Annotated in this window: 19 protein-coding genes and 1 pseudogene; 17 read left to right on the top strand and 3 right to left on the bottom strand. The window is 62.4% G+C overall.

Annotation, left to right across the window (positions count from 1 at the left end; all coding sequences use genetic code 11):
• Positions 1 to 212 precede the first annotated feature (212 nt).
• The 4 genes from ADIAG_RS05580 to narI are packed head-to-tail and all read left to right on the top strand — an operon-like array spanning position 213 to position 6,959.
• Entirely contained in the window at positions 213 to 3,929 is a 3,717-nt protein-coding gene (locus ADIAG_RS05580; RefSeq protein WP_007270349.1) for a nitrate reductase subunit alpha, read from the top strand.
• A complete protein-coding gene (gene narH / locus ADIAG_RS05575) occupies positions 3,929 to 5,560 on the top strand; it encodes a nitrate reductase subunit beta (protein WP_007270348.1) in 1,632 nt (543 codons plus the stop codon). The genes ADIAG_RS05580 and narH overlap by 1 nt, the downstream gene beginning before the upstream one ends.
• Entirely contained in the window at positions 5,557 to 6,213 is a 657-nt protein-coding gene (gene narJ / locus ADIAG_RS05570) for a nitrate reductase molybdenum cofactor assembly chaperone (RefSeq protein WP_007270347.1), read from the top strand. Before narH ends, narJ begins: the two co-directional genes overlap by 4 nt.
• Positions 6,213 to 6,959, top strand: coding sequence for a respiratory nitrate reductase subunit gamma (gene narI / locus ADIAG_RS05565; protein WP_007270346.1), 747 nt, complete (start codon positions 6,213 to 6,215; stop codon positions 6,957 to 6,959). The genes narJ and narI overlap by 1 nt, the downstream gene beginning before the upstream one ends.
• Positions 6,960 to 7,010: 51 nt before the next feature.
• On the opposite strand, the gene ADIAG_RS05560 is transcribed toward narI, so the two are convergent.
• Positions 7,011 to 8,138 carry a tellurite resistance/C4-dicarboxylate transporter family protein gene (locus ADIAG_RS05560; protein ID WP_007270345.1) on the bottom strand — a complete coding sequence of 376 codons (1,128 nt, stop codon included), beginning with the start codon at positions 8,136 to 8,138 and terminating at the stop codon, positions 7,011 to 7,013.
• Positions 8,139 to 8,521: 383 nt separating this feature from the next.
• On the opposite strand from ADIAG_RS05560, the gene rpsO reads away from it, so the two are divergent.
• From rpsO to ADIAG_RS21360, 8 genes and pseudogenes are all read left to right on the top strand, one after another.
• Positions 8,522 to 8,791, top strand: coding sequence for a 30S ribosomal protein S15 (gene rpsO / locus ADIAG_RS05555; protein WP_007270344.1), 270 nt, complete (start codon positions 8,522 to 8,524; stop codon positions 8,789 to 8,791).
• Between the two features lie 153 nt (positions 8,792 to 8,944).
• Positions 8,945 to 9,433 (top strand): MarR family winged helix-turn-helix transcriptional regulator, encoded by a 489-nt coding sequence (locus ADIAG_RS05550; protein WP_043473665.1) that lies wholly within the window; start codon positions 8,945 to 8,947, stop codon positions 9,431 to 9,433.
• A gap of 3 nt (positions 9,434 to 9,436) precedes the next feature.
• The gene (locus ADIAG_RS05545) at positions 9,437 to 9,859 is read left to right on the top strand and encodes an organic hydroperoxide resistance protein (RefSeq protein ID WP_007270342.1); all 423 of its coding nucleotides are present in this window, start codon (positions 9,437 to 9,439) and stop codon (positions 9,857 to 9,859) included.
• 128 nt (positions 9,860 to 9,987) lie between these two features.
• On the top strand, positions 9,988 to 10,965 hold the full coding sequence (locus ADIAG_RS05540; RefSeq protein ID WP_007270341.1) for a zinc-binding dehydrogenase: 978 nt from the start codon (positions 9,988 to 9,990) through the stop codon (positions 10,963 to 10,965).
• A 341-nt stretch (positions 10,966 to 11,306) separates the two neighbouring features.
• On the top strand, positions 11,307 to 11,537 hold the full coding sequence (locus tag ADIAG_RS05535) for a helix-turn-helix domain-containing protein (RefSeq protein WP_007270340.1): 231 nt from the start codon (positions 11,307 to 11,309) through the stop codon (positions 11,535 to 11,537).
• Between the two features lie 156 nt (positions 11,538 to 11,693).
• Complete coding sequence (locus ADIAG_RS05530; RefSeq protein WP_007270339.1) at positions 11,694 to 13,112, top strand: 3' terminal RNA ribose 2'-O-methyltransferase Hen1; 1,419 nt, start codon at positions 11,694 to 11,696, stop codon at positions 13,110 to 13,112.
• Positions 13,109 to 15,631: a polynucleotide kinase-phosphatase gene (locus tag ADIAG_RS05525; RefSeq protein WP_007270338.1), complete on the top strand. Its 2,523-nt coding sequence runs from the start codon at positions 13,109 to 13,111 to the stop codon at positions 15,629 to 15,631. Before ADIAG_RS05530 ends, ADIAG_RS05525 begins: the two co-directional genes overlap by 4 nt.
• Positions 15,632 to 15,704: 73 nt before the next feature.
• A pseudogene (locus ADIAG_RS21360) lies at positions 15,705 to 15,863 on the top strand (30S ribosomal protein S15); the annotation flags it as partial.
• Positions 15,864 to 16,319: 456 nt separating this feature from the next.
• Here the strand turns inward: ADIAG_RS21360 and ADIAG_RS05520 are convergent.
• The gene (locus ADIAG_RS05520; protein WP_007270337.1) at positions 16,320 to 17,072 is read right to left on the bottom strand and encodes a FadR/GntR family transcriptional regulator; all 753 of its coding nucleotides are present in this window, start codon (positions 17,070 to 17,072) and stop codon (positions 16,320 to 16,322) included.
• Positions 17,073 to 17,164: 92 nt separating this feature from the next.
• Positions 17,165 to 17,560, bottom strand: coding sequence for a hypothetical protein (locus tag ADIAG_RS05515; protein ID WP_007270336.1), 396 nt, complete (start codon positions 17,558 to 17,560; stop codon positions 17,165 to 17,167).
• A gap of 280 nt (positions 17,561 to 17,840) precedes the next feature.
• Here ADIAG_RS05515 and ADIAG_RS05510 point away from each other — a divergent pair, with 280 nt between their 5' ends.
• From ADIAG_RS05510 to ADIAG_RS05490, 5 genes are all read left to right on the top strand, one after another.
• Positions 17,841 to 19,361: an ABC transporter substrate-binding protein gene (locus ADIAG_RS05510; RefSeq protein WP_007270335.1), complete on the top strand. Its 1,521-nt coding sequence runs from the start codon at positions 17,841 to 17,843 to the stop codon at positions 19,359 to 19,361.
• A gap of 101 nt (positions 19,362 to 19,462) precedes the next feature.
• Positions 19,463 to 20,410 carry an ABC transporter permease gene (locus ADIAG_RS05505; RefSeq protein WP_007270334.1) on the top strand — a complete coding sequence of 316 codons (948 nt, stop codon included), beginning with the start codon at positions 19,463 to 19,465 and terminating at the stop codon, positions 20,408 to 20,410.
• An 11-nt stretch (positions 20,411 to 20,421) separates the two neighbouring features.
• Positions 20,422 to 21,282, top strand: coding sequence for an ABC transporter permease (locus ADIAG_RS05500; RefSeq protein WP_007270333.1), 861 nt, complete (start codon positions 20,422 to 20,424; stop codon positions 21,280 to 21,282).
• Positions 21,279 to 23,027: a dipeptide ABC transporter ATP-binding protein gene (locus ADIAG_RS05495; protein ID WP_007270332.1), complete on the top strand. Its 1,749-nt coding sequence runs from the start codon at positions 21,279 to 21,281 to the stop codon at positions 23,025 to 23,027. The genes ADIAG_RS05500 and ADIAG_RS05495 overlap by 4 nt, the downstream gene beginning before the upstream one ends.
• Positions 23,024 to 24,466 (top strand): amidase, encoded by a 1,443-nt coding sequence (locus ADIAG_RS05490; RefSeq protein ID WP_007270331.1) that lies wholly within the window; start codon positions 23,024 to 23,026, stop codon positions 24,464 to 24,466. Before ADIAG_RS05495 ends, ADIAG_RS05490 begins: the two co-directional genes overlap by 4 nt.
• Positions 24,467 to 24,484 lie beyond the last annotated feature (18 nt).

Below are 24,484 nucleotides of genomic sequence, written 5' to 3'. Positions count from 1 at the left end.
GTTCCCTGAACCGTTTTGACGGATAAGGACTGCGTATTTTCCGATCTTGGTGACCCCTTCGCCGACCCAAATGTGATGGTAGTCTCAACTTTTCGTGTTAGCGTGAGTGGACTTTGAGGCTCCGGATTCGGTTGCAGCGGTATTGGCCAAACGGGTTCGGACATGGGCACTGATTCATTCCGGCGTTTCGGCGCCGGGGGAGAAGGATCAACATGGGCACCAGCATGAACTCCGGCCTGACCGACGCGCTGATTAAAACACGAAGATTCTTTACTCCCAAAGAGGTGGTGTCCCCCGATGGGCGGTCCCTGCTCAAGGTCGGAGGACGCACCGGGGATGCGTTCCACCGCGATCGCTGGAGCCACGACAAGGTGGTCCGCTCGACGCACGGGGTGAACTGCACGGGATCCTGCTCATGGAACGTGTACGTCAAGGACGGCATCATCACCTGGGAAACCCAGGCCGTCGATTACCCCACCACCGGACCTGACAAACCGGAATACGAGCCGCGCGGCTGCCCACGCGGCGCTTCTTTCTCCTGGTACACCTACTCGCCTACCCGCACGCGTTATCCCTACATCCGCGGGGTGCTGCTGGAAATGTACCGCGAAGCCAAATCGCGGCTCCAGGACCCGGTGCTGGCGTGGGCTGATGTCACCGAGGATCCCGAACGCGCGGCGAAGTACAAGCGTGCCCGCGGCAAGGGCGGTCTGGTGCGTGCCAGCTGGGACGAGGCCATTGAGATCGTCGCTGCGGCGCATGTGCACACCATCCGCAAATGGGGGCCGGACCGGGTGGCGGGCTTCTCGCCGATCCCGGCAATGTCGATGGTCTCCCATGCCTCGGGGGCACGCTTTGTGAACCTCATCGGCGGGTCCATGCTCAGCTTCTACGACTGGTATGCGGACATGCCCGTGGCCTCTCCGCAGGTGTTCGGGGACCAGACCGACGTCCCGGAATCCGGGGATTGGTGGGATGCCGGGTACCTGATCATCTGGGGAACCAATGTCCCGGTGACCCGGACCCCCGATGCGCACTGGATGATCGAGGCTCGTTACCGGGGACAGAAGGTGGTGGTGGTCTCGCCGGACTTTGCCGACAGTACCAAGTTCGCCGATGAGTGGCTGCCCGCCGAGCCGGGCACCGATGGCGCCCTGGCCATGGCCATGGGCCATGTGATCCTCAAGGAATTCCACGTCGAGAAACAGACCCCCTACTTCACCAACTACGTGAAGAAGTACACCGATCTGCCCTTCCTGGTCACCCTGGACGAGGCCCTGGACGAGGCCCGGGATGCTGCCGGGGAGCGGACCTTCACCGCCGGAAAGTTCCTCACCGCGGCGGACCTGACCGATGAGATCGCGCCTGAGGAAGAAAACGCCGCCTTCAAGACGGTGCTGGTGGATGCGGCCACCAACCAGCTGGTCGTGCCCCCGGGCACGCTGGGCCACCGCTACGGTGAAACCGGCAACGGCAAATGGAACCTGGATCTGGGGGAAATCGACCCCAAACTCACGCTGCTTGAGAGTGCCGATGAAAACGTGCCGGTGGAAATGCCGCGCTTTGATGCGGGGCAGGGCAACATCGGTGTCATCCGCCGCGGGGTCCCTGCACGCAGGGTCGCAGGCCGACTGGTGACCACGGTCTTTGATCTGCTATTGGCCCAGTACGGGGTAGGGCGTCCCGGGCTGCCCGGTGAGTGGCCCACCGGCTATGACGACGCCAACTCGCCGAACACTCCGGCCTGGCAGGAAAGAATCACCGGGGTGAAGGCCGCCTCGGCGGAGAAGATCGCCCGGGAGTTCGCGCAGAACGCCCAGGATTCCACGGGCCGCTCCATGATCCTGATGGGCGCCGGAACCAACCACTGGTTCCATTCGGACACCATTTACCGCACATTTTTGACCCTGACCACGATCACCGGCTGCCAGGGCGTGAACGGGGGCGGCTGGGCCCACTACGTGGGCCAGGAAAAGGTCCGCCCGCTCACCGGCTACACCCAGCTGGCCAACGCCCTGGACTGGATGCGCCCGCCGCGCAACATGGTCCAGACCGCGTACTGGTATTTGCACACCGACCAGTTCCGCTACGACCAGTTCGGGGCCGACGCGTTGACCGCGCAAACCGGCAAGGGCCAGCTGGCGGGCAAGACGATGGCAGATGTCATTGCCCAGTCAGCCCGCCTGGGCTGGATGCCCTCCTATCCCACCTTTGACCGCAACCCGCTGGTGATCGGTGCCCAGGCGCGGGAGAAAGGCCAGTCGGCCAAGGACTACGTGGTGGATGAGCTCAAGGCGGGGAACCTGAATTTCGCTGCGGAGGATCCGGATGCGCAAGAGAACTACCCCCGGGTGCTCTCGCTATGGCGCTCAAACCTGATCGGGTCCTCGGCCAAGGGCAACGAATATTTCCTGAACCACCTGCTGGGGGCATCACACACCATCACGGCGAAGGAAACCGCCGAACGCTTCCGGCCCAAGGAAGTGAAATGGCATCAGGAAGCGCCCATTGGCAAGCTTGATCTGCTGACCACCCTGGATTTCCGGATGACCAGTTCGACCCTGCACTCGGACATCGTGCTGCCGGCTGCCACCTGGTATGAGAAACACGACCTCTCCACCACCGACATGCACCCGTTTGTGAACTCCTTCAACCCCGCGATCTCCCCACCCTGGCTCTCGCGCACCGACTGGGACGCCTGGCAGGAGATCTCCCGGGTCTTCAGCAAGCTCGCGGTGGACCACCTGGGCACACAGACCGACGTCGTTGCGGTGCCGCTGACCCACGACACCCCCGATGCGATGGCCGCCCCGCACGGAAAGGTGCGCGACTGGAAATACGGTGAATGCGAGCCAGAGCCCGGGGTTACCATGCCCAAGATCGTTGAGATCGAGCGGGACTACACCGCCATCGCAGACAAGATGCGCGCGGTCGGGCCGCTACTGGACACCCTGGGTGCCACCACCAAGGGCATCACCTATGAGCTGGGCCCGGAAATCGAAGAACTCAAGAAGAAGAACGGGACCGTGCGCGGCGGTGTGGCCCACGGGCGTCCCGACATCCTCAAGGACATCCAGGCCTGCGAGATGATCCTGATGCTTTCGGGCACCACCAACGGGCGCCTGGCAACCCAAGGTTTCAAGACCTTGGAGAAACGCACCGGGACCAAGCTGCATGACCTGGCCTCGGAGCATGAGGGCAAACGCATCACCTTCGAAGACACCCAACGTGGGCCGGTACCGGTGATCACCTCCCCGGAATGGTCGGGTTCCGAATCCGGGGGCCGGCGGTATTCGCCCTTCACTATCAACGTCGAACGCCTCAAGCCCTGGCACACGCTCACCGGACGCATGCATTTCTACCTGGATCATGACTGGATGACCGAGCTGGGCGAATCGCTGCCGATCTTCCGTCCGCCACTGGATATGACCGCGCTGTTCGATGAACCGGCAATCGGGTCGACCTCGGCGGCGGGCATCACCGTGCGCTACCTGACCCCACACAACAAATGGTCCATCCACTCGGAATACCAGGACAACTTATTCATGCTCTCGCTGTTCAGGGGCGGGCCGGGGATCTGGATGAGCCCGATCGATGCGGAGAAGATCGGGGTGAAGGACAACGAATGGATCGAGGCGGTGAACCGCAACGGCACCGTCACCGCCCGGGCCATCGTCTCGCACCGGATGCCGGAGGGGACCGTGTACATGTATCACTCCCAGGACCGACTGATCGATATGCCGCTCTCGGAGACCAGCGGCCAGCGCGGAGGCAACCACAACTCGTTGACCCGGCTGATGATCAAACCCACGCATATGATCGGCGGCTACGCCCAACAGACCTACGCCTTCAACTACATGGGGCCCACGGGAAACCAACGCGACGAAGTCACAGTGATTCGCCGCCGCAACCAGGAGGTTCAGTACTGATGCGTGTCATGGCTCAAATGGCGATGGTGATGAACCTAGACAAATGTATTGGCTGCCACACCTGCTCGGTCACGTGCAAGCAGGTCTGGACCAACAAGTCAGGGGCGGAGCACGTCTGGTTCAACAACGTGGAGACGCGTCCCGGGCAAGGGTACCCGCGCACCTATGAGGACCAGGACAAGTGGAAGGGCGGCTGGACGCTGACCAAGCGCGGCCGGATCAAGCTCAAGGCCGGAGGGCGGCTGAAGAACCTGGCGACGATCTTCGCGGCCCCCAACCTGCCGGGCATCAAGGACTACTACGAGCCGTGGACCTACGACTACGAGAACCTCACCACTGCCCCGGCCCAGGCCCACATGCCGGTGGCCCGGCCCAAGTCGTTGCTCACCGGAGAAAACACCAAGATCACCTGGTCCTCGAACTGGGACGACGATCTGGCCGGATCCACCCAAAACACCCACAACGACCCGATCCTGAAGCAGGTCGGGGACAAGATCAAGTTCGAATACGAACAAACCTTCATGTTCTACCTGCCGCGCATCTGCGAGCACTGCCTGAACCCGGCCTGCGTCGCTGCCTGTCCCACCGGGGCCATCTACAAGCGCGAGGAAGACGGGATCGTGCTGGTGGACCAGGACCGCTGCCGGGGCTGGCGCCAGTGCGTGGGTGGCTGCCCGTACAAGAAAATGTATTTCAACCACAAAACCGGCAAGGTCGAGAAATGCACCTTCTGCTACCCGCGCATTGAGATCGGCCAGCCCACCATCTGCTCCGAGACCTGTGTGGGGCGCCTGCGCTACCTGGGACTGATGCTCTATGACGCGGACAAGGTGCTGGAGGCGGCGTCCACCACCGACGAACACGGCCTGTACGAAGCCCAGCGCGGCGTGTTCCTGGATCCCAAGGATCCAAAGGTTATCTACGAAGCGAAGTTGGCTGGCATTCCCGATGACTGGGTGGAAGCCGCCCAGCGCTCGCCGATTTGGGCCTTGATCAATGAATTCAAGGTGGCCCTGCCGCTGCACCCCGAATACCGGACCATGCCGATGGTCTGGTACATCCCGCCGCTGTCCCCGGTGGTGGACGCAGTCACCGAGACCGGCCAAGACGGGGAAAAGCAGGAGAACCTGTTTGCCGCCATCGACCAGCTGCGGATCCCGATCGAATACCTGGCGGGGTTGTTCACCGCCGGGGACACCGTGCCGGTGGACAAGGTCCTGCACAAGCTCGCCGCGATGCGCTCGTACATGCGCGACATCAACATGGGCTGGGAACCGCAGGAGTCCATCGCCGAGGCGGTGGGGATGACCGGGCAACAGATCCAGGACATGTACCGGCTGCTGGCGATCGCCAAGTACGACGAGCGCTACGTGATCCCTGCGGCCCACTACGAGGATGCCCACAAGCTGGAAAACATCGCCACCGACTGCTCGTTGAACGTCGAGGGAGGGCCTGGCATGGGCGGGATGGGTGGCATGGACGATTCCTTTGGTGACGAGCCAGGAACCGGGGGACCGGAGGTCCCGGGACGCCCCGAAGGGGTACGGATTAACCTGCTGAACTGGAACGGCCAGGGCACTCCGACAGGTTTGTTCCCCGGTACGCCCCCGGCCCCGGGAGAGACCCCATGACACCCAAGGTCCCGGCGCTGAAGTATTCCCCGGAGGACATCACCCACGCGTGGCAGTGCGCCTCCATCCTGCTGGACTATCCCGACGAGCAGCTGCTCTCGCGCCTGGACCTGCTCGAGGAGGTCGCCGCATCCCTGCCGGCCACCATCGGAGCCGGGCTGCTGGAAACGATTCAGTACCTGCGCCGGCCCGGCGTGGGGGCGACACAAAGCCAATATGTTGACACCTTCGACACCCGCCGGCGCGGCTGCCTGTTCTTGACCTACTTCTCCAACGGCGAGACCAGAAAGCGGGGCCTGGCGCTGCTGCGCATCAAACAGGTCTACGCCCGGGCCGGGGTGGAGTTGGCCCCGGAGCAGCTGCCGGATCACCTCTGCGTGGTCCTGGAGTTCGGCGCGCTCACCGATGCCAAGGCGGGTCTGAAGATCATCCTGGACAATCGGGCAGGCCTGGAACTGCTGCGCCTTCACCTGCGCGAGACCGGCTCGCCGTGGTCGGGGGCCATCGAATCGGTCTGTGCCACGCTTCCGCCACTGAAGGGCAAGGACCATGAAGCGGTGGCACGGCTCATTGCCGAAGGCCCCGCGGATGAACAAGTTGGCCTAGACACTTATGGAGTCCCGGATTTGGCACCGATCCAAGGAGGCATGTGATGGACAACGGATTCGATATTTTCCTGTGGCTGATTTTTCCCTACATCTGCTTGACGATCTTTATCTTGGGACACATCTGGCGCTACCGCTATGACAAGTTCGGGTGGACCTCGCGCTCAAGCCAGATGTATGAGAGCAGCATCCTGCGCTGGGCCAACCCGATGTTCCACTTCGGCATCCTGGCGGTCTTTCTCGGCCATGTCATGGGCCTGGGCATCCCGCAAACCTGGACGGATGCGGCAGGGATCTCGCATTCGATGTACCACTTCATGGCGATCTCCGTGGGTGCCGTCGCGGGGATCTTCACCATTGTGGGATTCATTGGCCTGCTCTACCGGCGCCGCTTCACCAAGGCGGTGATGGGGGCAACCACCGTGATGGACAAGGTCATGTACTTCATGCTCGGAATCGTGATCTTGGGCGGCCTGCTGAACACCGCCACCGGAGCGGTGGGTGATTACAACTACCGGGAGGGTGTGTCCATCTGGTTCCGCGGCATCTTCTATTTCAACCCGCAGCCCGAGCTGATGGTCGGCGCTCCGCTGAGCTTCCAGTTCCATGCCATTGCCGCCATCGCGCTGTTCGCCTTGTGGCCCTTCACCCGTCTGGTGCATGTGTTCACGGCCCCTCTGGGCTACCTCTTCCGCCCGTACATCGTGTATCGCAGCCGCGATGCACATGAGGGTTCGCGGGCGCATAGGCGCGGCTGGGACAAAGTCGACACGATTCCGCGCCGCCGAAAGTGACGTTGGGCAGCGCGCGAATCAGGTGATCTCCGCGGGGCCGGACCCATGATTTCAGGGCGAAGAAGGGCCCGGTCTCGCTCCACGGAGGTCGCGGCGACGGCGTAGCCAGGAGAATGCAGCATGGGCCATGGCGAGGGAGGATGCCAGCCAGGCGAGCAGCGCCACCCAAATGATGATCCGACCCAGGCCCACCATGAAGTCCAGTCCTTCGACACCGCCAAAGAGCATGCTGGCGGTGGCGTACATGCCTAGCGGGAAGACGATGCTCCACAGGCTGATTTCATAGCGTAACGGGCGGTGCCGCAGCACGTGCCGCCAGATCCCGAAGAGGATCAACAGCGGGATCCACCACAGACCCAGGGCCCACAGGATGAAGCTGATTCCGGCAACAACCGGCGTCGCGGTTTCCATGATGGGCATCGTGGCGTCAAGCAGCAGGATCCGCGATCCGGCCAGCACGGAGATGGCCGTGGCACCCATGTAGATCCAGTAGGTGGGGCTCAGGGACGCGGGGTCCACCGGGTGGGTGAGCAGCCGTATCGTGACAAGGGTGGCCACAAGCAGATAGAGCATCACCCCGACGCCCCACAGCCCGACGGCAGCTGCACCCAGCAGCGCCGATCCGCCCAGGCGGGCCACCATGGCTGCCGCCACGGCAACGGACTGGGTTCCCACCACCCACAAAAACCAGCTGCCGTTGATTTCCGCGATCATGGGGGTTTTGCGCTCCGCCACCAGCAATTCCGTTGGCAGCGTGTAGTTCAGCACCACCCACACGACGGCGCCCAAGATGGCCATCGCCAGGGCCATCGTGATCCAGCCGTACATCTCAAATCGTGCGCCAAGCACGTTGGCGGCCGCCACGATCGTGAAGAACCCGAAGGCACGACCGGGACTGCGGATATCGCGCATCACCAGGCCGAACGTCCCGATCAAGCGCATCAGGGTGGCTGCGGCGAGCACGATGCCGGCGAGAACGGCAATGATGAAAAGCACCAGCGACGGCAATGCTGCCCCGTAAAGCTCCAGACCGGTCGAGACTATTCCGGTGGCCATCACAAAAGAAAAGGAAGCCGGCGGCAGGTTGGCGATCAGTCCGCCCGTTGGTTTGTCGACACCGGGGATCGGTGCGTTGGCGGGATTGAGTTGACCTTCACTGAACTCGTCAGAGGCCTGCATGGCTACCGGTCCGGCCCAATCGAGGGTCGGGGCCCGGCGTTTTGACGAGAAGGATCCATGCTCCGTCCCGTGGGCTTGAGAGCAGCCTGATCTTCGGATTGTGGACCCCTTGGGCTTACTTTCATGCCTTCACCCTAGGCATCCAAGGGGCAGGTGGCCAGAGAAGCCAGACAAATCAACAGGAATCGGCCGGATCATCGCATGCGGCGATATGGAGTGAATGGGTATCTGCAGGCAGCGATGCATGTGCTCTGCGTCTCCGCGCGTGCCAGGGTGCACATCCGTTTGCTAGACTGATCTGCGGTGCCCGCTGCAGTCCGCGGTTGCGAGTGCACCTGCCGGTGACGGTGTTTTTGAAACGCGGTACAACTCTAGGAGTTATTGTGGCATTAGACGCCGCTATCAAGCAGGAAATCATGAAGGCCTACGCCATCAGCGAAGGCGATACCGGTTCCCCCGAGGTTCAGATCGCCGTGATGTCACGTCGCATCCTGGATCTGACGGAGCACCTGAAGATGCACAAGCATGATCACCACACCCGCCGCGGCCTGATGGCCCTGGTTGGTCGTCGTCGTCGTATGCTTGCGTACCTCAAGGGCGCCGACATCCAGCGTTACCGTACGCTGATCGAACGCCTCGGCCTGCGTCGCTAATTTTTAGCACTAGGTTTGATTGAAATTCCCCGGTTCCTGTCAAAGGAACCGGGGAATTTTTTTAGTTCATTTTGGGTAGCGAGCCCTGAGCCTTGATGCCAACGTCACGCTATTTAGCTTGTGCACAAGTTACATGTGTGCAAGCCTTATTGTATGAACGACAGCCGAGGCGTCCCCAACGATGAATCTGATCCACTCGATCAGATGATTTGCTTTGCACTTTATGCTGCAGCACGTGCCACAAACCGCTGTTATGTATCACTGCTCAAGCCGTGGGGGCTGACGTATCCGCAATACCTGGTGCTCGTATTGCTATGGACACATCGGTCGCTGTCCGTGAAGGATGTTGCCGAGCACCTGAAGCTGGATTCGGGCACAACCTCACCCCTGATCCGAAGATTAGAGGCAAGGGGCTTCCTGACAAAGGAACGCTCAGTGGATGACGAACGCACGGTAATCGTCTCCATGACCGAATCCGGTACCGCCTTGCGCAAGGAATTAGCTCATATTCCTGGATGCGTTGCGGAGGCAACCAAGCTCACTCTTGCCGATAGCAACTCTGCGCTCTCACTGCTGCGCAATGTAGCAACCAATCTAGCCAGCGCACCCGCGCCTGAAAATCCTCCTGTCGAAAGGTCGTAACTCATGACTGCCATTTACACAGCCGAAGCTTTGTCAACGGGAGCCGGCCGCAACGGTCGCGTCTCCACGACATCTGGCACTATCGATCTGGACCTGGCGATTCCCAAAGAAATGGGTGGCGCGGGGAACGGTGCGAACCCGGAAGAGCTCTTCGCCGCAGGCTATGCCGCTTGCTTCCACTCGGCGCTGCAAATGGTTGCACGCACCCAGAAGCTCACCCTCACCGATACATCTGTAGGCAGCCGAGTCGGTGTGCTGCCCAACGGGGAAGGCGGCTTCATTCTTGCTGTCACGCTCGAAGTTGTTATCCCAGGGATGGCGCACGAACAAGCGCGAGCGTTGGCCGATGCAGCACACAAGGTTTGCCCGTACTCGAATGCGACCCGCGGCAACATCGAAGTCATCGTGAACGTCACCGACGACTAGGTCCGCTCGCGGGCTAGGACACACTCCTAGGACCGCCCAGGACAGGCAAGCAAGACTTGCCTCAAGACCACAACCTTTTCTTGGCAGCTTCAAACGAAGCGCCTAAAAAACAAACGATTGAGAGCATCATGCGTGCACTAATGCATAGCGAATTCGGTGACCCAGCAGAGGTCCTGACCATCGAGAACATCCCAGTTCCGGATCCCGGCCCCGGCGAAGTTCGCGTCCGCACGCTGCTTTCGCCCATCCACAACCACGATTTGTGGACCATACGCGGCAGCTACGGTTTCAAACCCGAATTCCCGGCCCGCTCGGGTTCCGAAGCAGTTGGAATCGTCGATGCTATGGGTGAAGGGGTCACCGGCCTTGAAATTGGTCAGCGAGTGGCAACGGGCGGCACCTTTGGTGTTTGGGCCGAATACTTCATCGCCAAGGCTGCCGCACTCATCCCGGTCGCCGAGGCAATCCCCGATGAGGTTGCTGCCCAGCTCGTGTCAATGCCTTTCAGCGCCATCAGCCTGGTGGAGTCCTTGAACCTCGAAGAGGGTGACTGGCTTGTACAGAACGCTGCAAACGGTGCTGTTGGACGCCTGGTTGCGCAGCTAGCTGCAGCACGCGGCATCAATGTCATTGGGTTGGTCCGCCGAAGCGCCGGCGTCGAGGAACTTTCGGCCCAGGGAATTGGCAACATTGTTGCCACTGACACCGAAGGCTGGGTCGATCAGGTTCATGCCATCGCAGCCGGCGCACCAATTATCGCCGGTGTTGACTCCGTTGGTGGCAGCGCAAGCGGAGAGGTGCTCTCGCTGCTTGCCGAAAATGGCACCCTTGTGGTGTTCGGGGCCATGCAGTCTCCGGTGATGGAAATCGGTTCCGGGGCTGTGATCTTCAAACAGGTCACCATCCGTGGGTTCTGGGGAAGCAAAGTGAGCGCCTCAATGCCCGCCGAAAAGCGTCGTGAGCTGATGGGTGAACTCTTCAAGCACCTTGGTGCCGGTGATTTGACTCTTCCCGTTGAAGCTATCTTCTCCTTAGAAGAAGCAGGTGCCGCAACCCAGGCAAACTTCGCGCCGGGCCGCGTTGGAAAAATCATGTTGCGCCCCTAGTCAGTTGTCACTTGTTTTGACAAAGCGTTCTCCGGCACAAGGGATTGGAATTGCTCTACCGTGAGCATTCCATGAGGGGCGTACCGCCAGCCCACGGCACGAAGCCCGCCCGCATCCGGGGAGCGCTCGATGTTGTGCAAACGGCGGGCGGCCTGGCTATTGCCGCGTTCTGCTGGCGTGTGCTGAAGGGCGCCCCTGCCGGGTACCTATCGCGCGGGGACAACGGCAACTGGCGTTTGACGTTCCGATGTATCGGTCAAGACGTTGGACTCGTTGACTGCCAGGGCTACCCCTGACGGAATTGACCCATGGTGAAGTCCCCTCCGTGCCCAGGAGAGATCATGCGTGTAGACGTGCTCGTTGAGCTCAAGCCCACCGTTGCGGAGGCAGCCCTCAGGATTGACGTCTCCCGCGCGACGCTGGGCCGTGTGATCAACGAGCACGCCGACATCGGCCCGAGCCTGGCCGTGTGGTTGGAGCGGGCCGGGGCGGGGGATTGGCTCGAGGATGGCTCGCCATGCAGACGAAGTACGACCTCGCCCGAGGGCTCAAGAACAATACCCACGGGGTGAAGCCGCTCGACGCTGCCTGACCAGAAAACGAAGTCACGCATCGTCTACCGTGGCGGCGCGCTGTTTCCGAGCCCTCCGCGACGCGGCTTTTAGCGTAGTTTTCTTCGAAAAGGCCTAGTAGGCATTTGATTGCCAGGAGTTCTTGAAGGAGAGACGTTGCTGATCAGCATCACACTGGAACCGGAGAGCGGCTCCCAAATCGATGCCACGGCCCTCTCCCATTTGCTGCGCAAGCATCCCGGCAGACTGCAGACCTTCGAGCTTTCGGTCGGCAAAGCCCACGTGTTCTACCCGGAGTATTCGCCGGAACGGACCACCGCGGCCCTGCTGCTGGAAGTCGATGCCATCGGACTGGTCCGCAGCAAGCGTTTCCGTGGCGACAACGGGGTGCTTGACTACTACATCAATGATCGGCCGTACACGGCCTCCAGCCTGTTGAGCGTGGCCCTGGGCAAGGTGCTGCGCAGCGCCATGACTACCACCAGCGAGACCTACCCGGAACTGGCCACCACACCGCTGCCGCTGCGCCTCGAAGTGCCGGTGATCTCCACCCGCGGCCGCGACGGCCACGATCTGGCCCAGCGGCTGTTCGCCCCGTTGGGCTGGAGAATCGAGCAACGCCCCATTGCCCTGGACGATGCCTACCCCTTGTGGGAGGACTCGCGCTACAGCCAGCTGGTGCTCACCGGCACGGTGCCCCTGCATCTGGCCCTGCGACAGCTCTACGTATTGCTGCCGGTGCTCGATGACAGCAAGCATTATTGGGTCAGCGACGATGAAGCTCAGAAGCTGGTGCGCCAGGGCGAGGGTTGGTTGCCCGACCATCCGGAGCGTGCACTGATTTCCCATCGGTACCTCGCGCACCAGAAGGACCTGGTAGCCGCCGTCGACACCCGGATCGCCGCGGAAACCTCGGACTCCACACCTGATGCGCTGGCGCCGGCCCAAGCCCAGGAAGGCGGGGCAACTCCGTTGCGGGTGCAACGTGCCGAGGCGGTCATGGCCGCGCTCAAGGATTGCGGCGCCCACCAGGTGGTCGATGTGGGATCGGGACCGGGTGCACTGCTGCACCGGATGCGCAAGGACAGGTTCTTCACCAAGATCCTCGGTACCGATGTCTCGGTGCGGTCGCTGGAACAAGCGGCCAGGACCATGAACCTCGATGAACTCGCCGACTCCGACAAGGACCGGATCACGTTGCTGCACAGCTCCGTGTTGTACCGCGATCAGCGGATCGCGGGCTTTGACGCCGCGGTGCTGATGGAAGTCATTGAACATATCGAGCCAAGCCGGCTTGCGGCGTTGGAGGATTCGATCTTTGCCGCCGCGGCTCCGCGCCACGTGATCGTGACAACCCCGAACTCCGAATACAACCACCTGTACCCGAACCTGGCCGCCGGAACCATGCGTCACGATGACCACCGCTTTGAATGGACGCGGGCCGAGTTCGCCCGGTGGGCGCAGGCGGTGGCGCAACGCCATGGCTATGACGTCGAATACCGTCCCGTGGGCGAGGAAGCGGCCAAAGCCGGGCCACCCACCCAAATGGCAATCTTCGAAAAGGTGGGAGCATGAACGAAATCCAGATCCCAGAGGTCGGGTTGGTGTTGCTGGTCGGTGTCTCGGGTTCGGGCAAGTCCCACTTCGCGGCCAAGCACTTTGGGGAATTCGAGGTGCTTTCCAGCGACTACTTCCGTGGGCTGGTCGGCAACGACGTGAACGACCAATCGGTGACCCCGGCGGCCTTCGAAGCCTTGAACTTCGTGGCGACCAAACGTTTGGAAGCGGGTCTGTTGACGGTGGTGGATGCCACAAATGTGCAGTCCGCAGCCCGGGAGAAGCTGGTGGAGGTGGCCCGGGCACAGGACATGCTCATCTCCGCGATCGTACTGGATGTGCCGGTGAAGCTGTGCCTGGAACGCAACGAGGGCCGTGGAGATCGTGCGATCGCACCGGCGGTGATTGACCGACAGCACCGGCAGCTGCGCAAGTCACTGCGTGGCATGCGCCGCGAGGGCTTTGCCCGGGTCCATGTGCTTTCCACAGCGGAGGAGATCGAGAGCGCGGTGGTCCACCGCCACAAGCTGCTTAATGACTTCCGCGACCAGCACGGGCCCTTCGACGTGATCGGGGATGTCCACGGTTGCCTCGACGAGCTGTTGCTGCTGCTTGAGACCCTCGGCTACGAGGTGGCGCGCGATGAACAGGGCAGGGCAGTGGATGCCGCGCATCCTCAAGGACGCAGGGTCATCTTTGTCGGGGACCTGGTGGACCGCGGACCCGACTCCGCCGGGGTGTTGCGGCTGGCCATGGGCATGGTCGGCAACGGCCATGCGCTGTGTGTGCCGGGCAACCACGAGGACAAGTTGGTGCGCGCCTTGCGCGGGCGCAAGGTGGCACTGACCCACGGGCTGGGTGCAACCATGGACCAGCTGGCGGGGCAGGAGGAAGGCTTTGGCCGCAAGGTCGCCGACTTCTGCGATGAGCTGGTTTCCCACCTGGTCCTGGACGAGGGAAAACTGGTGATTGCCCATGCGGGGCTGATCCAGCAGTACCACGGCCGTGCCTCCAGACGCGTGCGTGCCTTTGCCCTCTATGGACAGGTGACAGGTGAAGTTGATGAGTATGGTCTGCCGGTGCGCTACCCGTGGGCCAACGAATACCGCGGGGACGCCGCGGTGCTCTACGGGCACACAGCCGTCACCGAGGTGGCGTGGATCAACAACACCGCCTGTCTGGATACCGGTTGCGTCTTCGGGGGAGCGCTCAGTGCCATGCGCTATCCCGAACGTGAAGTCGTACAGGTCCAGGCGCTGAAGCAGTACTGCGAACCGGGAAGGCCGCTGGAATCTCCGCGCGGGCCGGAACGCGAACCCGGAGTGTTGTCCATGAAGGACGTTTCCGGAGCGCAGTTCCTCAAGGCCGAAGGCCTGGGAACCGTGAAGATCAACGAGGCCCAGGCCGCCGGCGCGTTGGAGACCATGAGCAGGTTTGCCATCGACCCGCGGTGGTTGTGCTACTTGCCGCCGACCATGTCGCCTGCAGAGTCCTCGACACAGCCCGGCTACCTGGAGCATCCGCAGGAAGCTTTTGAGTACTACAAGCGCCAGGGCGTCACGCAGCTGGTCTGCGAAGAAAAACACATGGGATCGCGAGCCGTGATGCTGCTGTCCCGCAACCCCGATCGCTTCGATGCACCCGAGGGTTGGCTGGGCGCGCTGCACACCCGTACCGGACGCCAGTTCCTGGCGGCGGAACACGAGCACCGAGTGCTGCAGCAGGCACACGAAGCCGTGGAACGCGCCGGGTTGTGGGACGAGTTGGACAGTGACTGGGTGCTGCTTGATGGCGAGCTGATGCCGTGGTCGTTGAAGGCCGAATCCTTGATCAAGGACACGTACGCCTCGATGGCCGCCTCGGCCATTGCCGCGACGGACGCATCCGTGGCAGTGCTTGAACAGGCAGCCAACAGCGGTATTGACGTCGAAGGATTGCTCTCACGTACCCGGACACGCCACACCAATGCCAAAGCGTTCCGGGAATCCTACCGACGCTATGTCGGCTCGGATAACGAGCTGCGCTTCGCTGCCTTCCAGGTGTTGGCAGCCGAGGGACAAAGCTTTGAAACCCGGGACCACGGCTGGCACCTGGAGATCAGCGACAGACTCGCCGCGGCCGGACCCGAGCTGTTCGCCACCACCAGAAACCTGAGCGTGGATCTGAACCAAGACGCCGACATTGACGCCGCGGTGCGCTGGTGGGAGGAGATGACCGCTGCCGGCTCTGAAGGCATGGTGGTCAAGCCCTGGCAGAACCTCACCCGCGCGAAGCGCGGCCTGGTGCAGCCGGGTATCAAGGTACGCGGCAGGGAGTACCTGCGGTTGATTTACGGACCTGACTACCTCGAAGATGGAAACCTTGAGCGTCTGCGCCAGCGTGCCACGGACAGGAAACGCAATCGGGCCCTGCAAGAGTACATTTTGGGGCTTGAATCTTTGCGGCTGACAGCCTCCGGAGCACCGATGTGGAAGATTCACCAGATGGTCTTCGGGGTCCTTGCTCTCGAGTCCGAGCCGTTGGACCCTCGGCTGTAGCTCGGAACCGGGGTATCTGCCTGGATGTCGGTTCCGGGGATTGGCCCGCCACCTGCGTAGGCGATATCGCTGCCCCGAAGTGCGGATCGCCGTGACGTCACGGCGCATCTTGGAACCGACGGGAGCACCTGAAGATTCACCAGCATGTCCACCACACCCGCCGCGGCGTGATGGGGCTGGTTGGTCGTGTCGTCGTCGTTTGCTTGCATACCTCACGGGCACCGACATCTAGTGCCTCGGACTGCGAGGCTCGATTTGAGTGAGATTCCCCGGCTCCCTGCACAGGGTGCCGAGGAATCTCTGTATGTAGGAACTTGATGGCGAAGGCTATGGGGGGCGATTCTTGTGGGCACATGGAAGTCTCAACGGGATTTAGTTCCGTGACGTGCCCGGGGCAGCTGCGAAGTCGGGAAAACCAACTGGGTTCCGTGGGCCGGTATCGCTTGCGCGGAGCACGATACCAAGGCGCCACGATGACACGAGGCTCGAGTTCATTTCCGGTGGCCCGATATAGCCCCGAGACGTTCGTTGAGTTGGGGGCAACAGGGGTGGTCCCTTTACTCAGGCCACCACCTGAAATTGGGCCGGAGCCCACCTTGTAGTTCCCCTCGATAGTCGCATCGATCTCCAAGGTGGGAGCAACGGCTTCGAGCTCGCTCTCCAGCACTCCGTGTTGAGCCGTTATTGCCTAACCGAGCAGGGCATCCAGTCCCAGCACGCCACCGGTAGGGAGCAAATCGGAGTAGCGGTCGTAGATCGCCTGCCGGGCGAGCCTCCCCGCCTCCACTGCGTCGCGGGCCGCGATGGCCTCGAAGATGCCCCGGTCCAGTGCGGCGGAATCGGCCTCGGTGCGTGTCGAGTCGGGTGAATCCTTCAACTGTTGGCTGATCAGGTCGAAGATGGCGCCGGATACGGCCTGGCCACAGAGGGAAACCAACGCATTACCGCTGGCTTCCCAGACTGCTTCGTGGAATTCCACATCTGCTCGAGCGAAGGCCTCGGCGTCGGTGCCCACCGCTGCTTCCATACGCACGATCCCGGATTCCATTCTCTGGAGCTGTTCCGGGGTGTGCAGGGCAGCTGCCAGACGGCACGCGGCGGAATCAAGCACCAGCCTGAATGGAACAAGATCATCCATGGAGAGGGCTTCGAGCCGGGCCATGGTGGTAAACGATCGGGCGAGCGTTGCCGGGGAAGGCTCGAGGACCTTGGGTCCACCTCGACCACCGGGCTTGGATTCGATCAAACCCATGGACTGGAGTACGCGCAATGCCTCGCGGATGGTCGGACGAGAGACCGAAAACTGCACCATGAGCTCGCGTTCGGAGGGCAGGTGGTCACCGGGCACGATGGAGCCCGAGGTGATGGCCTTCTCGATCTGTTCGACCACCCGTTCGTAGGTGAGGGTGGCCACGGCCGGAGTGAAGGAGACGGTATTCATGGGGGACCTGACGCTCGAGGTGTTGGATGTACCGGGACCGGACGATTGGCCGGACATAGGTGCACGGGGCGATGTAGAGGGGGAATTGGCCATTAGTCCTCCGCCTCGAAAACGGTCGTTTCCTTGGATTCGGACAAAGTGAAAACGACTTTCTCCAGCCTACCCGTGAAGGGAAAAACGCCGGTGTTGCTCGATGAGACGGGGGATAGCTTGTCCGCACCCAGGTGCAAACCATACCATCCCTGGAAATTCGGCAGGACGGCGGGGAAATCCGTGCTTCCTGCTGCACCGCCGAGATGTGGCGTGCGGATCTTTGATCCGTAGCAACCCAGGTCCGCGAGTCCCACGTCGTCAAGAACCGCGTAGATGATGTTGGGGGAACCCGGGGTAGCGGCGTCGGGCTCCGGCCACCAGGGCACAGAATCCTCATGGGTGCGCCCGATCCGGCCTTGGAAAGTAACGGTCCCGGGAAGAGGGATATATGTCATATTCTGCTCCTTCGTCGGAGGGGATCGGACTCGTCCGCTTGGGTCCGTGACCTGTGCCAGCGGTAAGGTTAGGTGCGAATCCGCGCCTGAATCGACCTGTCGGTCCGGTGCCGGACCCGGAGCCGTCTCAGCGCCCCTCTGGGGGCCGCACCAACGCCACTTCATCTAACTGGTAAGACCATGCGTATAGGTTGAAATATACAGCACCCTGCTGTTAGATGAATCACATACTAAAGGGCGGAATGATTTTCCACCCCCTCTAACATCGGAGAGCATGCCCATGTCCCGCTCCAAGAAGACCAGCCTCTCGCTTGCTGCCTTAATGGCCGCGACGCTCGCGCTGACCTCGTGTTCCGCTGGCTCCGGCGAAAGCAGCGGAGGGACCGAGAGCGAGAAGACCTCAGTCACCCTCGCGCTGACCGGCCCGCCCGTGAACCTCGACTTCACCACCACCGCCGGAGCCGCGATACCACAGGCACTCATGGCCAACGTCTACCAAGGCCTGGTGCAGATCAACCAGGAGGGCGCCCTTGAGCCGCTGCTGGCGGAATCTTGGAGCGTCAGCGATGACCTGAAGACCTACGATTTCAAACTTCACCCGGACGTTAAATTCTCCAACGGCGCGGACTTCACCGCCGAAGACGTGAAATTCAGCATCGACCGCGTTAAATCTGATGCCTGGACTTCCAGCGTCAAGAACAAGATGAATGTCGTTGACTCCGTGAAAGTGCTCAGCGACACCGAAGTCCAGATCGTCCTGAAGCAACCCAGCAACGCCTGGCTCTACGACATGGCTACCCGTATTGGCGCGATGTTCGATGAAAGCGGCGTCGACGACCTGGCCAAAACGGCGATTGGCACCGGCCCCTATACGGTCGAGTCTTGGAAGCCGAACGAATCCATGGCCCTGGCTGCACGCGAGGACTATTGGGGTGAGGCACCACAGATCAAAACCGCGACGCTCAGGTACTTCGCCGATGTCACCGCGACGACCAACGCCCTGCAATCCGGTGATGTCGATATCGTCTACAACATGCAGGCTCCGGATCTGTTGACGACCTTTGAAGGCAACCCGGAGTACCAGATCCTTGATGGCACCTCGACCGGTGAAATCATTCTTTCGATGAATAACCGCGTGGCGCCCTTCGACGACGTGAAGGTACGCCAAGCAGTCATGTACGCCATTGACCGCCAGGCAGTCATGGACGCGGCCTGGAACGGGAAGGGCACCTTGGTCGGTGGCCCGGTTCCGCCCACGGATCCGTACTACGAGGACCTCAACGGCGAATACCCCTTCGACCCGGCCAAGGCCAAATCACTGTTGAAGGAAGCCGGGGCAGAGAATACGAACATCACCTTCACCGTTCCGACCCGCCCCTACGCCACGGCCATCTCGGAGATCGTCGTGGCCCAGCTCAAGGATGTGGGTATCAACGCGACCATCGAATCCTCCGAGTTCCCTGCCGTCTGGCTGGATAAGGTCTTCACCAAGCACGACTTCCAGATGTCCATCATCCTGGCTGTTGAACCGCGTGACGTGCTGACCATCTTCAACGATCCGGACTACTACATCGGATACGACAATTCGAAGATCAAGGCCGAGGCCGCGGCGGCGGACCAGGCCGATGAGGCAGGCTACATCGAGGGGATGAAGAAGGTCGTGCGCACCATCGTCGACGATGCAGCATCCGACACGCTCTTCATCTTCCCCAACACCGTCTTGGCCAAGGCTGACGTCACCGGGATTCCTGCCAACGCCGTGTCCGAAGGACTGGATCTGAGCGTCATCGGCTGGAAGTAGCCGGCCCCGACGTCTCCACCCCAGGGATCGGTTCGCTCGCCATAGTCGAGGGAACCGATCCCTGACCTTGCACCACTACCCAGATCCCAGGAGGGCCAGCCATGGTCATGCGCATCCTGACCAACATCGCCCGATTCGTCGCAAGCATCATCGCCGCCAGCATCCTGGTGTTTGTGGTGCTGCGCCTGGTGCCGGGCGATCCGGCCCAAATCGCTCTCGGAGTCGACGCCAGCCCCGCGCTGCTCGAGGCCAAGCGCGCCGAATTCGGTACCGATAGGCCCGTGCTGGTCCAATACTTCGACTGGGCCTCGGGATTACCCTTCGGCGACTTTGGCACCTCCTACCTTTCCCGCCAGGACATCAGCCCGATGGTGCTGGACAAGGTGCAGGTCTCCTTGATCCTGGTGCTCTTGGCCATGATCTTGGCCCTGGTGATCGCCATCCCGTTCGGGACCTTTGCCGCGGTGCGGCACAACAAGGTCTCCGGTGCGGTGGTCAGCGCGGTCAGCCAGTTGGGCATCGCGATTCCCGGCTTCCTGGCCGGTCTGCTGTTGGTGATTTTCTTTGCCCTGAAGCTGGGCTGGTTCCCCTCGAACGGCTGGACCGCCCCCGGGGTGGACTTCGGCGAATTCCTCTCCCGGGTGGCGCTGCCGGTGGTGGCCCTGGCCTCGGTCCAGGCAGCCATCCTGACCCGCTACGTCCGCTCGGCCGTGCTGGAAGTGATGAGCGAGGACTACCTGCGCACCGCACGGGCCAAGGGGCTGTCGCCGATGAAGGCCCTGTTCAAGCACGGGCTGCGCAACGCGGCCATCCCGGTCATCACCGTCACCTCCGTTCAGCTGGCAGCGCTGATCATCGGTGCGGTGGTCATTGAGCGGGTCTTTGTGATCCCGGGACTCGGCTCGATGCTGCTCGATGCCGTGGGCAACCGGGACATGCTCACCGTCCAGTCCGTGGTGATGGTGCTGGTGGGAATCACCCTGGCCATCAACTTGATCGTTGACCTCTTGTACACCGTGGTTGATCCGCGAATTCGGAAATCGGCCTAGGGGAGCGGACCATGACAACATCATCAATCACCGAGCTGCGCGCCAAGCGCTCGAGGCGCAGAAACACCAATATGCTCATCGGCTCCGTGCTGGTATCCCTGGTGGTCCTGGCCGCGGTCTTGTCCTTCATCTGGACGCCGTATAACCCCTACGAACAGTTTTTTGCCGAAAAGCACCAAGGCTCGAGCCTCAGCCACCTGATGGGCACCGATCGGCTGGGACGCGATGTCTTCTCCAACATCCTCTATGGTGCCCGGATCACGCTGTTGGTCGGTTTGGTGGCCGTGGGCATCGCCCTGTTGGTCGGCACCCCGTTGGGCATTCTTGCCGGGATGAAACGTGGTGCCACCGAAGAAGTCACCATGCGTTTCGCCGATATCCTCTTGGCCTTCCCGGCCCTGCTGATGGCGATCATGTTTGCCGCAGTTTATGGTCCGGGCACCGTCTCGGCGATGGTGGCCATCGGTATCGGCTCGATCCCCGGGTTTGCGCGCATTGCTCGGTCCGGGACGCTGCAGGTGATGAGCACCGAATACGTGCAGGCGGCCCGCGCCTCTTCGCAACCGGCACTTCGCGTGGCCTGGCGCCACGTGATGCCCAATATTGTCGGCATGGTGGTGGTGCAGAGCTCGGTGACCTTTGCCCTGGCGGTGCTGGCCGAAGCCGCACTGTCCTTCCTGGGCCTAGGCACGCAGCCGCCCACGGCTTCCTGGGGTCGGATGCTGCAGGAATCCCAGCAGTACATCTCCATCAACCCGATGCTGGTGGTCTGGCCAGGCCTGGCCATTGCCGTGGCCGTCATGGGTTTCAACTTACTGGGTGACGGTCTACGCGACCGCTTTGATCCCAAGCTGAACGGAGAACGTTCATGAAGAATGAAAATACCTTGCTCAGCGTCGAAGGACTATCGGTATCCACCGGAAGGTTCCCGCTGGTCCACGACGTGAACTTCGCGATGGCCCGCGGTGAGCGCATTGGTCTGATCGGTGAATCGGGGTCCGGCAAATCGGTGACCAGCACCGCGTTGATGAGCCTGCTGCCCGACGGGCTCCAGGCCACCGGCACGGTGAAACTTGCCGGGCATGAAGCGAACTTTGTTGATGCCTCCGATGCGGTCATGCGTAAGATCCGCGGACGAGATATGGCCATGGTGTTCCAAGAACCCTTGACGGCACTGAACCCGCTGATGCGGGCCGGGGCCCAGGTCGCCGAGATCATGCTGCAGCACCAGATGGTTCCCTCGCGCCGGGCCGCGAAGGCCAAGGCCATCGAGATGCTGGCCTCGGTCAAGCTGCCGGACCCCGCCGAGGCCGCGATGGCCTACCCACACCAACTTTCCGGCGGCCAACGCCAGCGCGTGATGCTGGCGATGGCATTGGCCAATGACCCTTCCTTGCTGCTCTGCGACGAGCCCACCACCGCGTTGGATGTCACGGTGCAACGCCAGGTCCTAGACCTGGTCTTGGAGTCGGTGGTGCAACGCGGAACCGGGTTGCTGTTCATCACCCACGATCTGGCGGTGGTGGCCAATATGTGCACCCGCGTACTGGTGATGAACAACGGCAAGGTCGTGGAACAAGGTGCCACCGAGGAGATCTTCACCCGGCCCCAGCACCCTTACACGCGGGGATTGCTGGCCGCCAGTGACCTGGAAGCCACTGACCACGACGGACGGTTGTTCACCGTGGCCTCGGCCGCCGCGTACGTCCCGTGGACGGTCGCCGAGACTGAAGCGCACGCCGCGGCCGCCGAAGAAACCCCCGTGGAACCCGCAGCCCCGCAGCAGGACGCGGAGATCCAGCCGGTCATCAAGATCACCGACCTTTCACGCACCTACAAGCGCGGACGCACTTCGCTCTTTGGCAAGCCCACCGAGGTCCATGCGTTGCAAAAGGCCAACTTCACGGTGCTCCCGGGGGAGCGCCTGGGTGTGGTGGGAGAATCCGGCTCGGGCAAGTCAACGCTGTTGCGCATCCTGGCCGGCCTGGACCAGCCCACCTCCGGCTCCGCGGTGGTTGCCGGCAACGAGGTCGCAGGGGCCCCAGAGTCCCAGCTGGTGCAGCTGCGCCAAGAACTGCAAATCGTCTTCCAAGACCCGATGGGCTCGCTGAACCCACGGATGAAGGTGCTGGACATCGTCACCGAACCGCTGCTGGTCCCGGGACGCACCGAGAATGCGGCCAAGCGCCGGAAGATGGCCGAAGAGATGCTTGAGGCCGTGGGCCTGGGAGCCGAGACTCTCGAGCGCTATCCACACCAGTTTTCCGGTGGTCAGCGCCAACGCATCTCGATTGCCCGCGCCCTGATCTGCCGGCCCCGGGTGCTGGTGGCCGATGAGCCGGTCTCGGCATTGGATGTCTCGGTGCGCGCTCAGGTGTTGAACCTGCTGGCAGATTTGGTTGATGCCTACCAGCTCACCCTCGTTTTTGTTTCCCATGACCTGGCCGTGGTGCGCTACCTCTGCGACAAGGTCGTGGTGATGCAAAGCGGAATCATTGTGGAGGCTGGAGACACCGAATCGGTGTATACCAATCCACAACATCCCTATACCGCCAAGCTCGTGGCCAGCTCCATGAACCTGCATGCCGAGGTACTGGCCAAGGCAGGGACCGCATGAGCCTTGCAGAGCATGTGTCACAACGCGCCGAGAAGAAGGAATCCAGCATGACGCAGCAGACCCAAGACACCACCACCGCCGACCTAGCGGCCGGATTCGCCGCGGGACTGGACCCGCGCGAGGTCGCCGAGGCGGTCCTGTCACGGATCGCCGAGCGTGAGCCGGTGCTCAATGCCTTTTACCTACATGACCCGGACCAGGTCCGCGCCGACGCCGCGGCCTCCGCCGCCCGCTGGGCGGCCGGCACACAGCGATCGAAATATGACGGTGTGCCTGTCACCGTCAAGGAAAACATCCCGCGTGCCGGACACCCCGTCCCCTCGGGCACGGCCCTGGCCAACCCGCCGATTGCCCAGTCCAATGCCCCGGTGACCGACAGGCTGCTGGAGGCCGGCATGGTGATCCTGGGGTCCACCACCATGCCCGACTGGGGGATGCTCTCCTCCGGGGTCTCGTCCCTACATGGGATTTCCCGCAACGCCTGGAACCCCGCACTAACCACCGGTGGGTCCAGTGCAGGTGCCGGTGCAGCAGCCGCGGCCGGCTACGGGCCGCTGCACGTGGGCACGGACATCGGAGGATCCATCCGGTTGCCCGGCACCTGGGCGGGCTTGGCAACACTGAAACCCAGTGCCGGACTGGTCCCGCTGCATGCTCCCTATCTGGGGCGCGCTGCCGGACCGCTGTCCCGCACCGTGGCCGGTGCCGCGGACTTGATGAGCGTCATAGCCCGCCCGGATGCCCGGGACTACTCGACCCGTCCCTACCCGCAGATGGATTGGACCAAAATCCTATCCTCACCGCGGGGCCTGCGTGTGGGCTTACAGCTCCACGCAGGCCCGGGTGCCGCAGTGGACCCGGAGGTGGCGGCAGCTGTCCAGAGCGCCGCAGAAATGTTCTCCGCGGCAGGGGCCACCGTGGTGTCCGTGGCTCCATTCCTGACCCAAGAAGTGCTTACCGGGATCGACGCCTTCTGGCGCACCCGGTCCTGGGCCGACTACAAGGCCCTGGACGAGGAAGCACGCGGCAGCCTGCTGCCGTACATCGCCCGGTGGTGCACCGGCGGCAAGGACTACGACGGTGCGGCAACAATCCAGAATTATCAACGTTTTGGCCAATTGCAGCAGGCGACCCGGGAAGCCACCGAGGGCTTTGACCTGGTGCTCTCCCCGGTGGCCCCGATGGCGGCGTTCGGCGCCGAAGACCCGATGCCATCGAATGACCCGGATACGCCGATGACCCACATTTCCTTCACCCTGCCCTACAACATGTCAGGGCAGCCCGCGGCAACGATCAACTGCGGGTTCACCTCCGATGGGCGCACCATCGGGTTGCAGGTGGCAGGGCGCGTCGGGGCCGACGATGACGTGCTGGCTGCGTGTGCCTGGTACGAGTCGGTCCGTGGTGACGCGGCCCCGGACTGGTCGCGGGTTCCCTAGCCCGGGGGCAGCACCGCG

Source organism: Paeniglutamicibacter gangotriensis Lz1y, assembly GCF_000348945.1.
Lineage (GTDB): Bacteria > Actinomycetota > Actinomycetes > Actinomycetales > Micrococcaceae > Paeniglutamicibacter > Paeniglutamicibacter gangotriensis.
Note: the sequence above shows the minus strand (reverse complement) of the source record. Positions and strands in the feature narration are given on the sequence as shown.

Coding starts and splice junctions, on each gene's coding strand:
- ADIAG_RS05580 (WP_007270349.1), top strand. CDS start 213: ATGGGCACCAGCATGAACTCCGGCCTGACCGACGCGCTGATTAAAACA.
- narH (WP_007270348.1), top strand. CDS start 3,929: ATGCGTGTCATGGCTCAAATGGCGATGGTGATGAACCTAGACAAATGT.
- narJ (WP_007270347.1), top strand. CDS start 5,557: ATGACACCCAAGGTCCCGGCGCTGAAGTATTCCCCGGAGGACATCACC.
- narI (WP_007270346.1), top strand. CDS start 6,213: ATGGACAACGGATTCGATATTTTCCTGTGGCTGATTTTTCCCTACATC.
- ADIAG_RS05560 (WP_007270345.1), bottom strand. CDS start 8,138: ATGCAGGCCTCTGACGAGTTCAGTGAAGGTCAACTCAATCCCGCCAAC.
- ADIAG_RS05550 (WP_043473665.1), top strand. CDS start 8,945: ATGAACGACAGCCGAGGCGTCCCCAACGATGAATCTGATCCACTCGAT.
- ADIAG_RS05545 (WP_007270342.1), top strand. CDS start 9,437: ATGACTGCCATTTACACAGCCGAAGCTTTGTCAACGGGAGCCGGCCGC.
- ADIAG_RS05540 (WP_007270341.1), top strand. CDS start 9,988: ATGCGTGCACTAATGCATAGCGAATTCGGTGACCCAGCAGAGGTCCTG.
- ADIAG_RS05535 (WP_007270340.1), top strand. CDS start 11,307: ATGCGTGTAGACGTGCTCGTTGAGCTCAAGCCCACCGTTGCGGAGGCA.
- ADIAG_RS05525 (WP_007270338.1), top strand. CDS start 13,109: ATGAACGAAATCCAGATCCCAGAGGTCGGGTTGGTGTTGCTGGTCGGT.
- ADIAG_RS05520 (WP_007270337.1), bottom strand. CDS start 17,072: ATGAATACCGTCTCCTTCACTCCGGCCGTGGCCACCCTCACCTACGAA.
- ADIAG_RS05515 (WP_007270336.1), bottom strand. CDS start 17,560: ATGACATATATCCCTCTTCCCGGGACCGTTACTTTCCAAGGCCGGATC.
- ADIAG_RS05510 (WP_007270335.1), top strand. CDS start 17,841: ATGTCCCGCTCCAAGAAGACCAGCCTCTCGCTTGCTGCCTTAATGGCC.
- ADIAG_RS05505 (WP_007270334.1), top strand. CDS start 19,463: ATGGTCATGCGCATCCTGACCAACATCGCCCGATTCGTCGCAAGCATC.
- ADIAG_RS05500 (WP_007270333.1), top strand. CDS start 20,422: ATGACAACATCATCAATCACCGAGCTGCGCGCCAAGCGCTCGAGGCGC.
- ADIAG_RS05495 (WP_007270332.1), top strand. CDS start 21,279: ATGAAGAATGAAAATACCTTGCTCAGCGTCGAAGGACTATCGGTATCC.
- ADIAG_RS05490 (WP_007270331.1), top strand. CDS start 23,024: ATGAGCCTTGCAGAGCATGTGTCACAACGCGCCGAGAAGAAGGAATCC.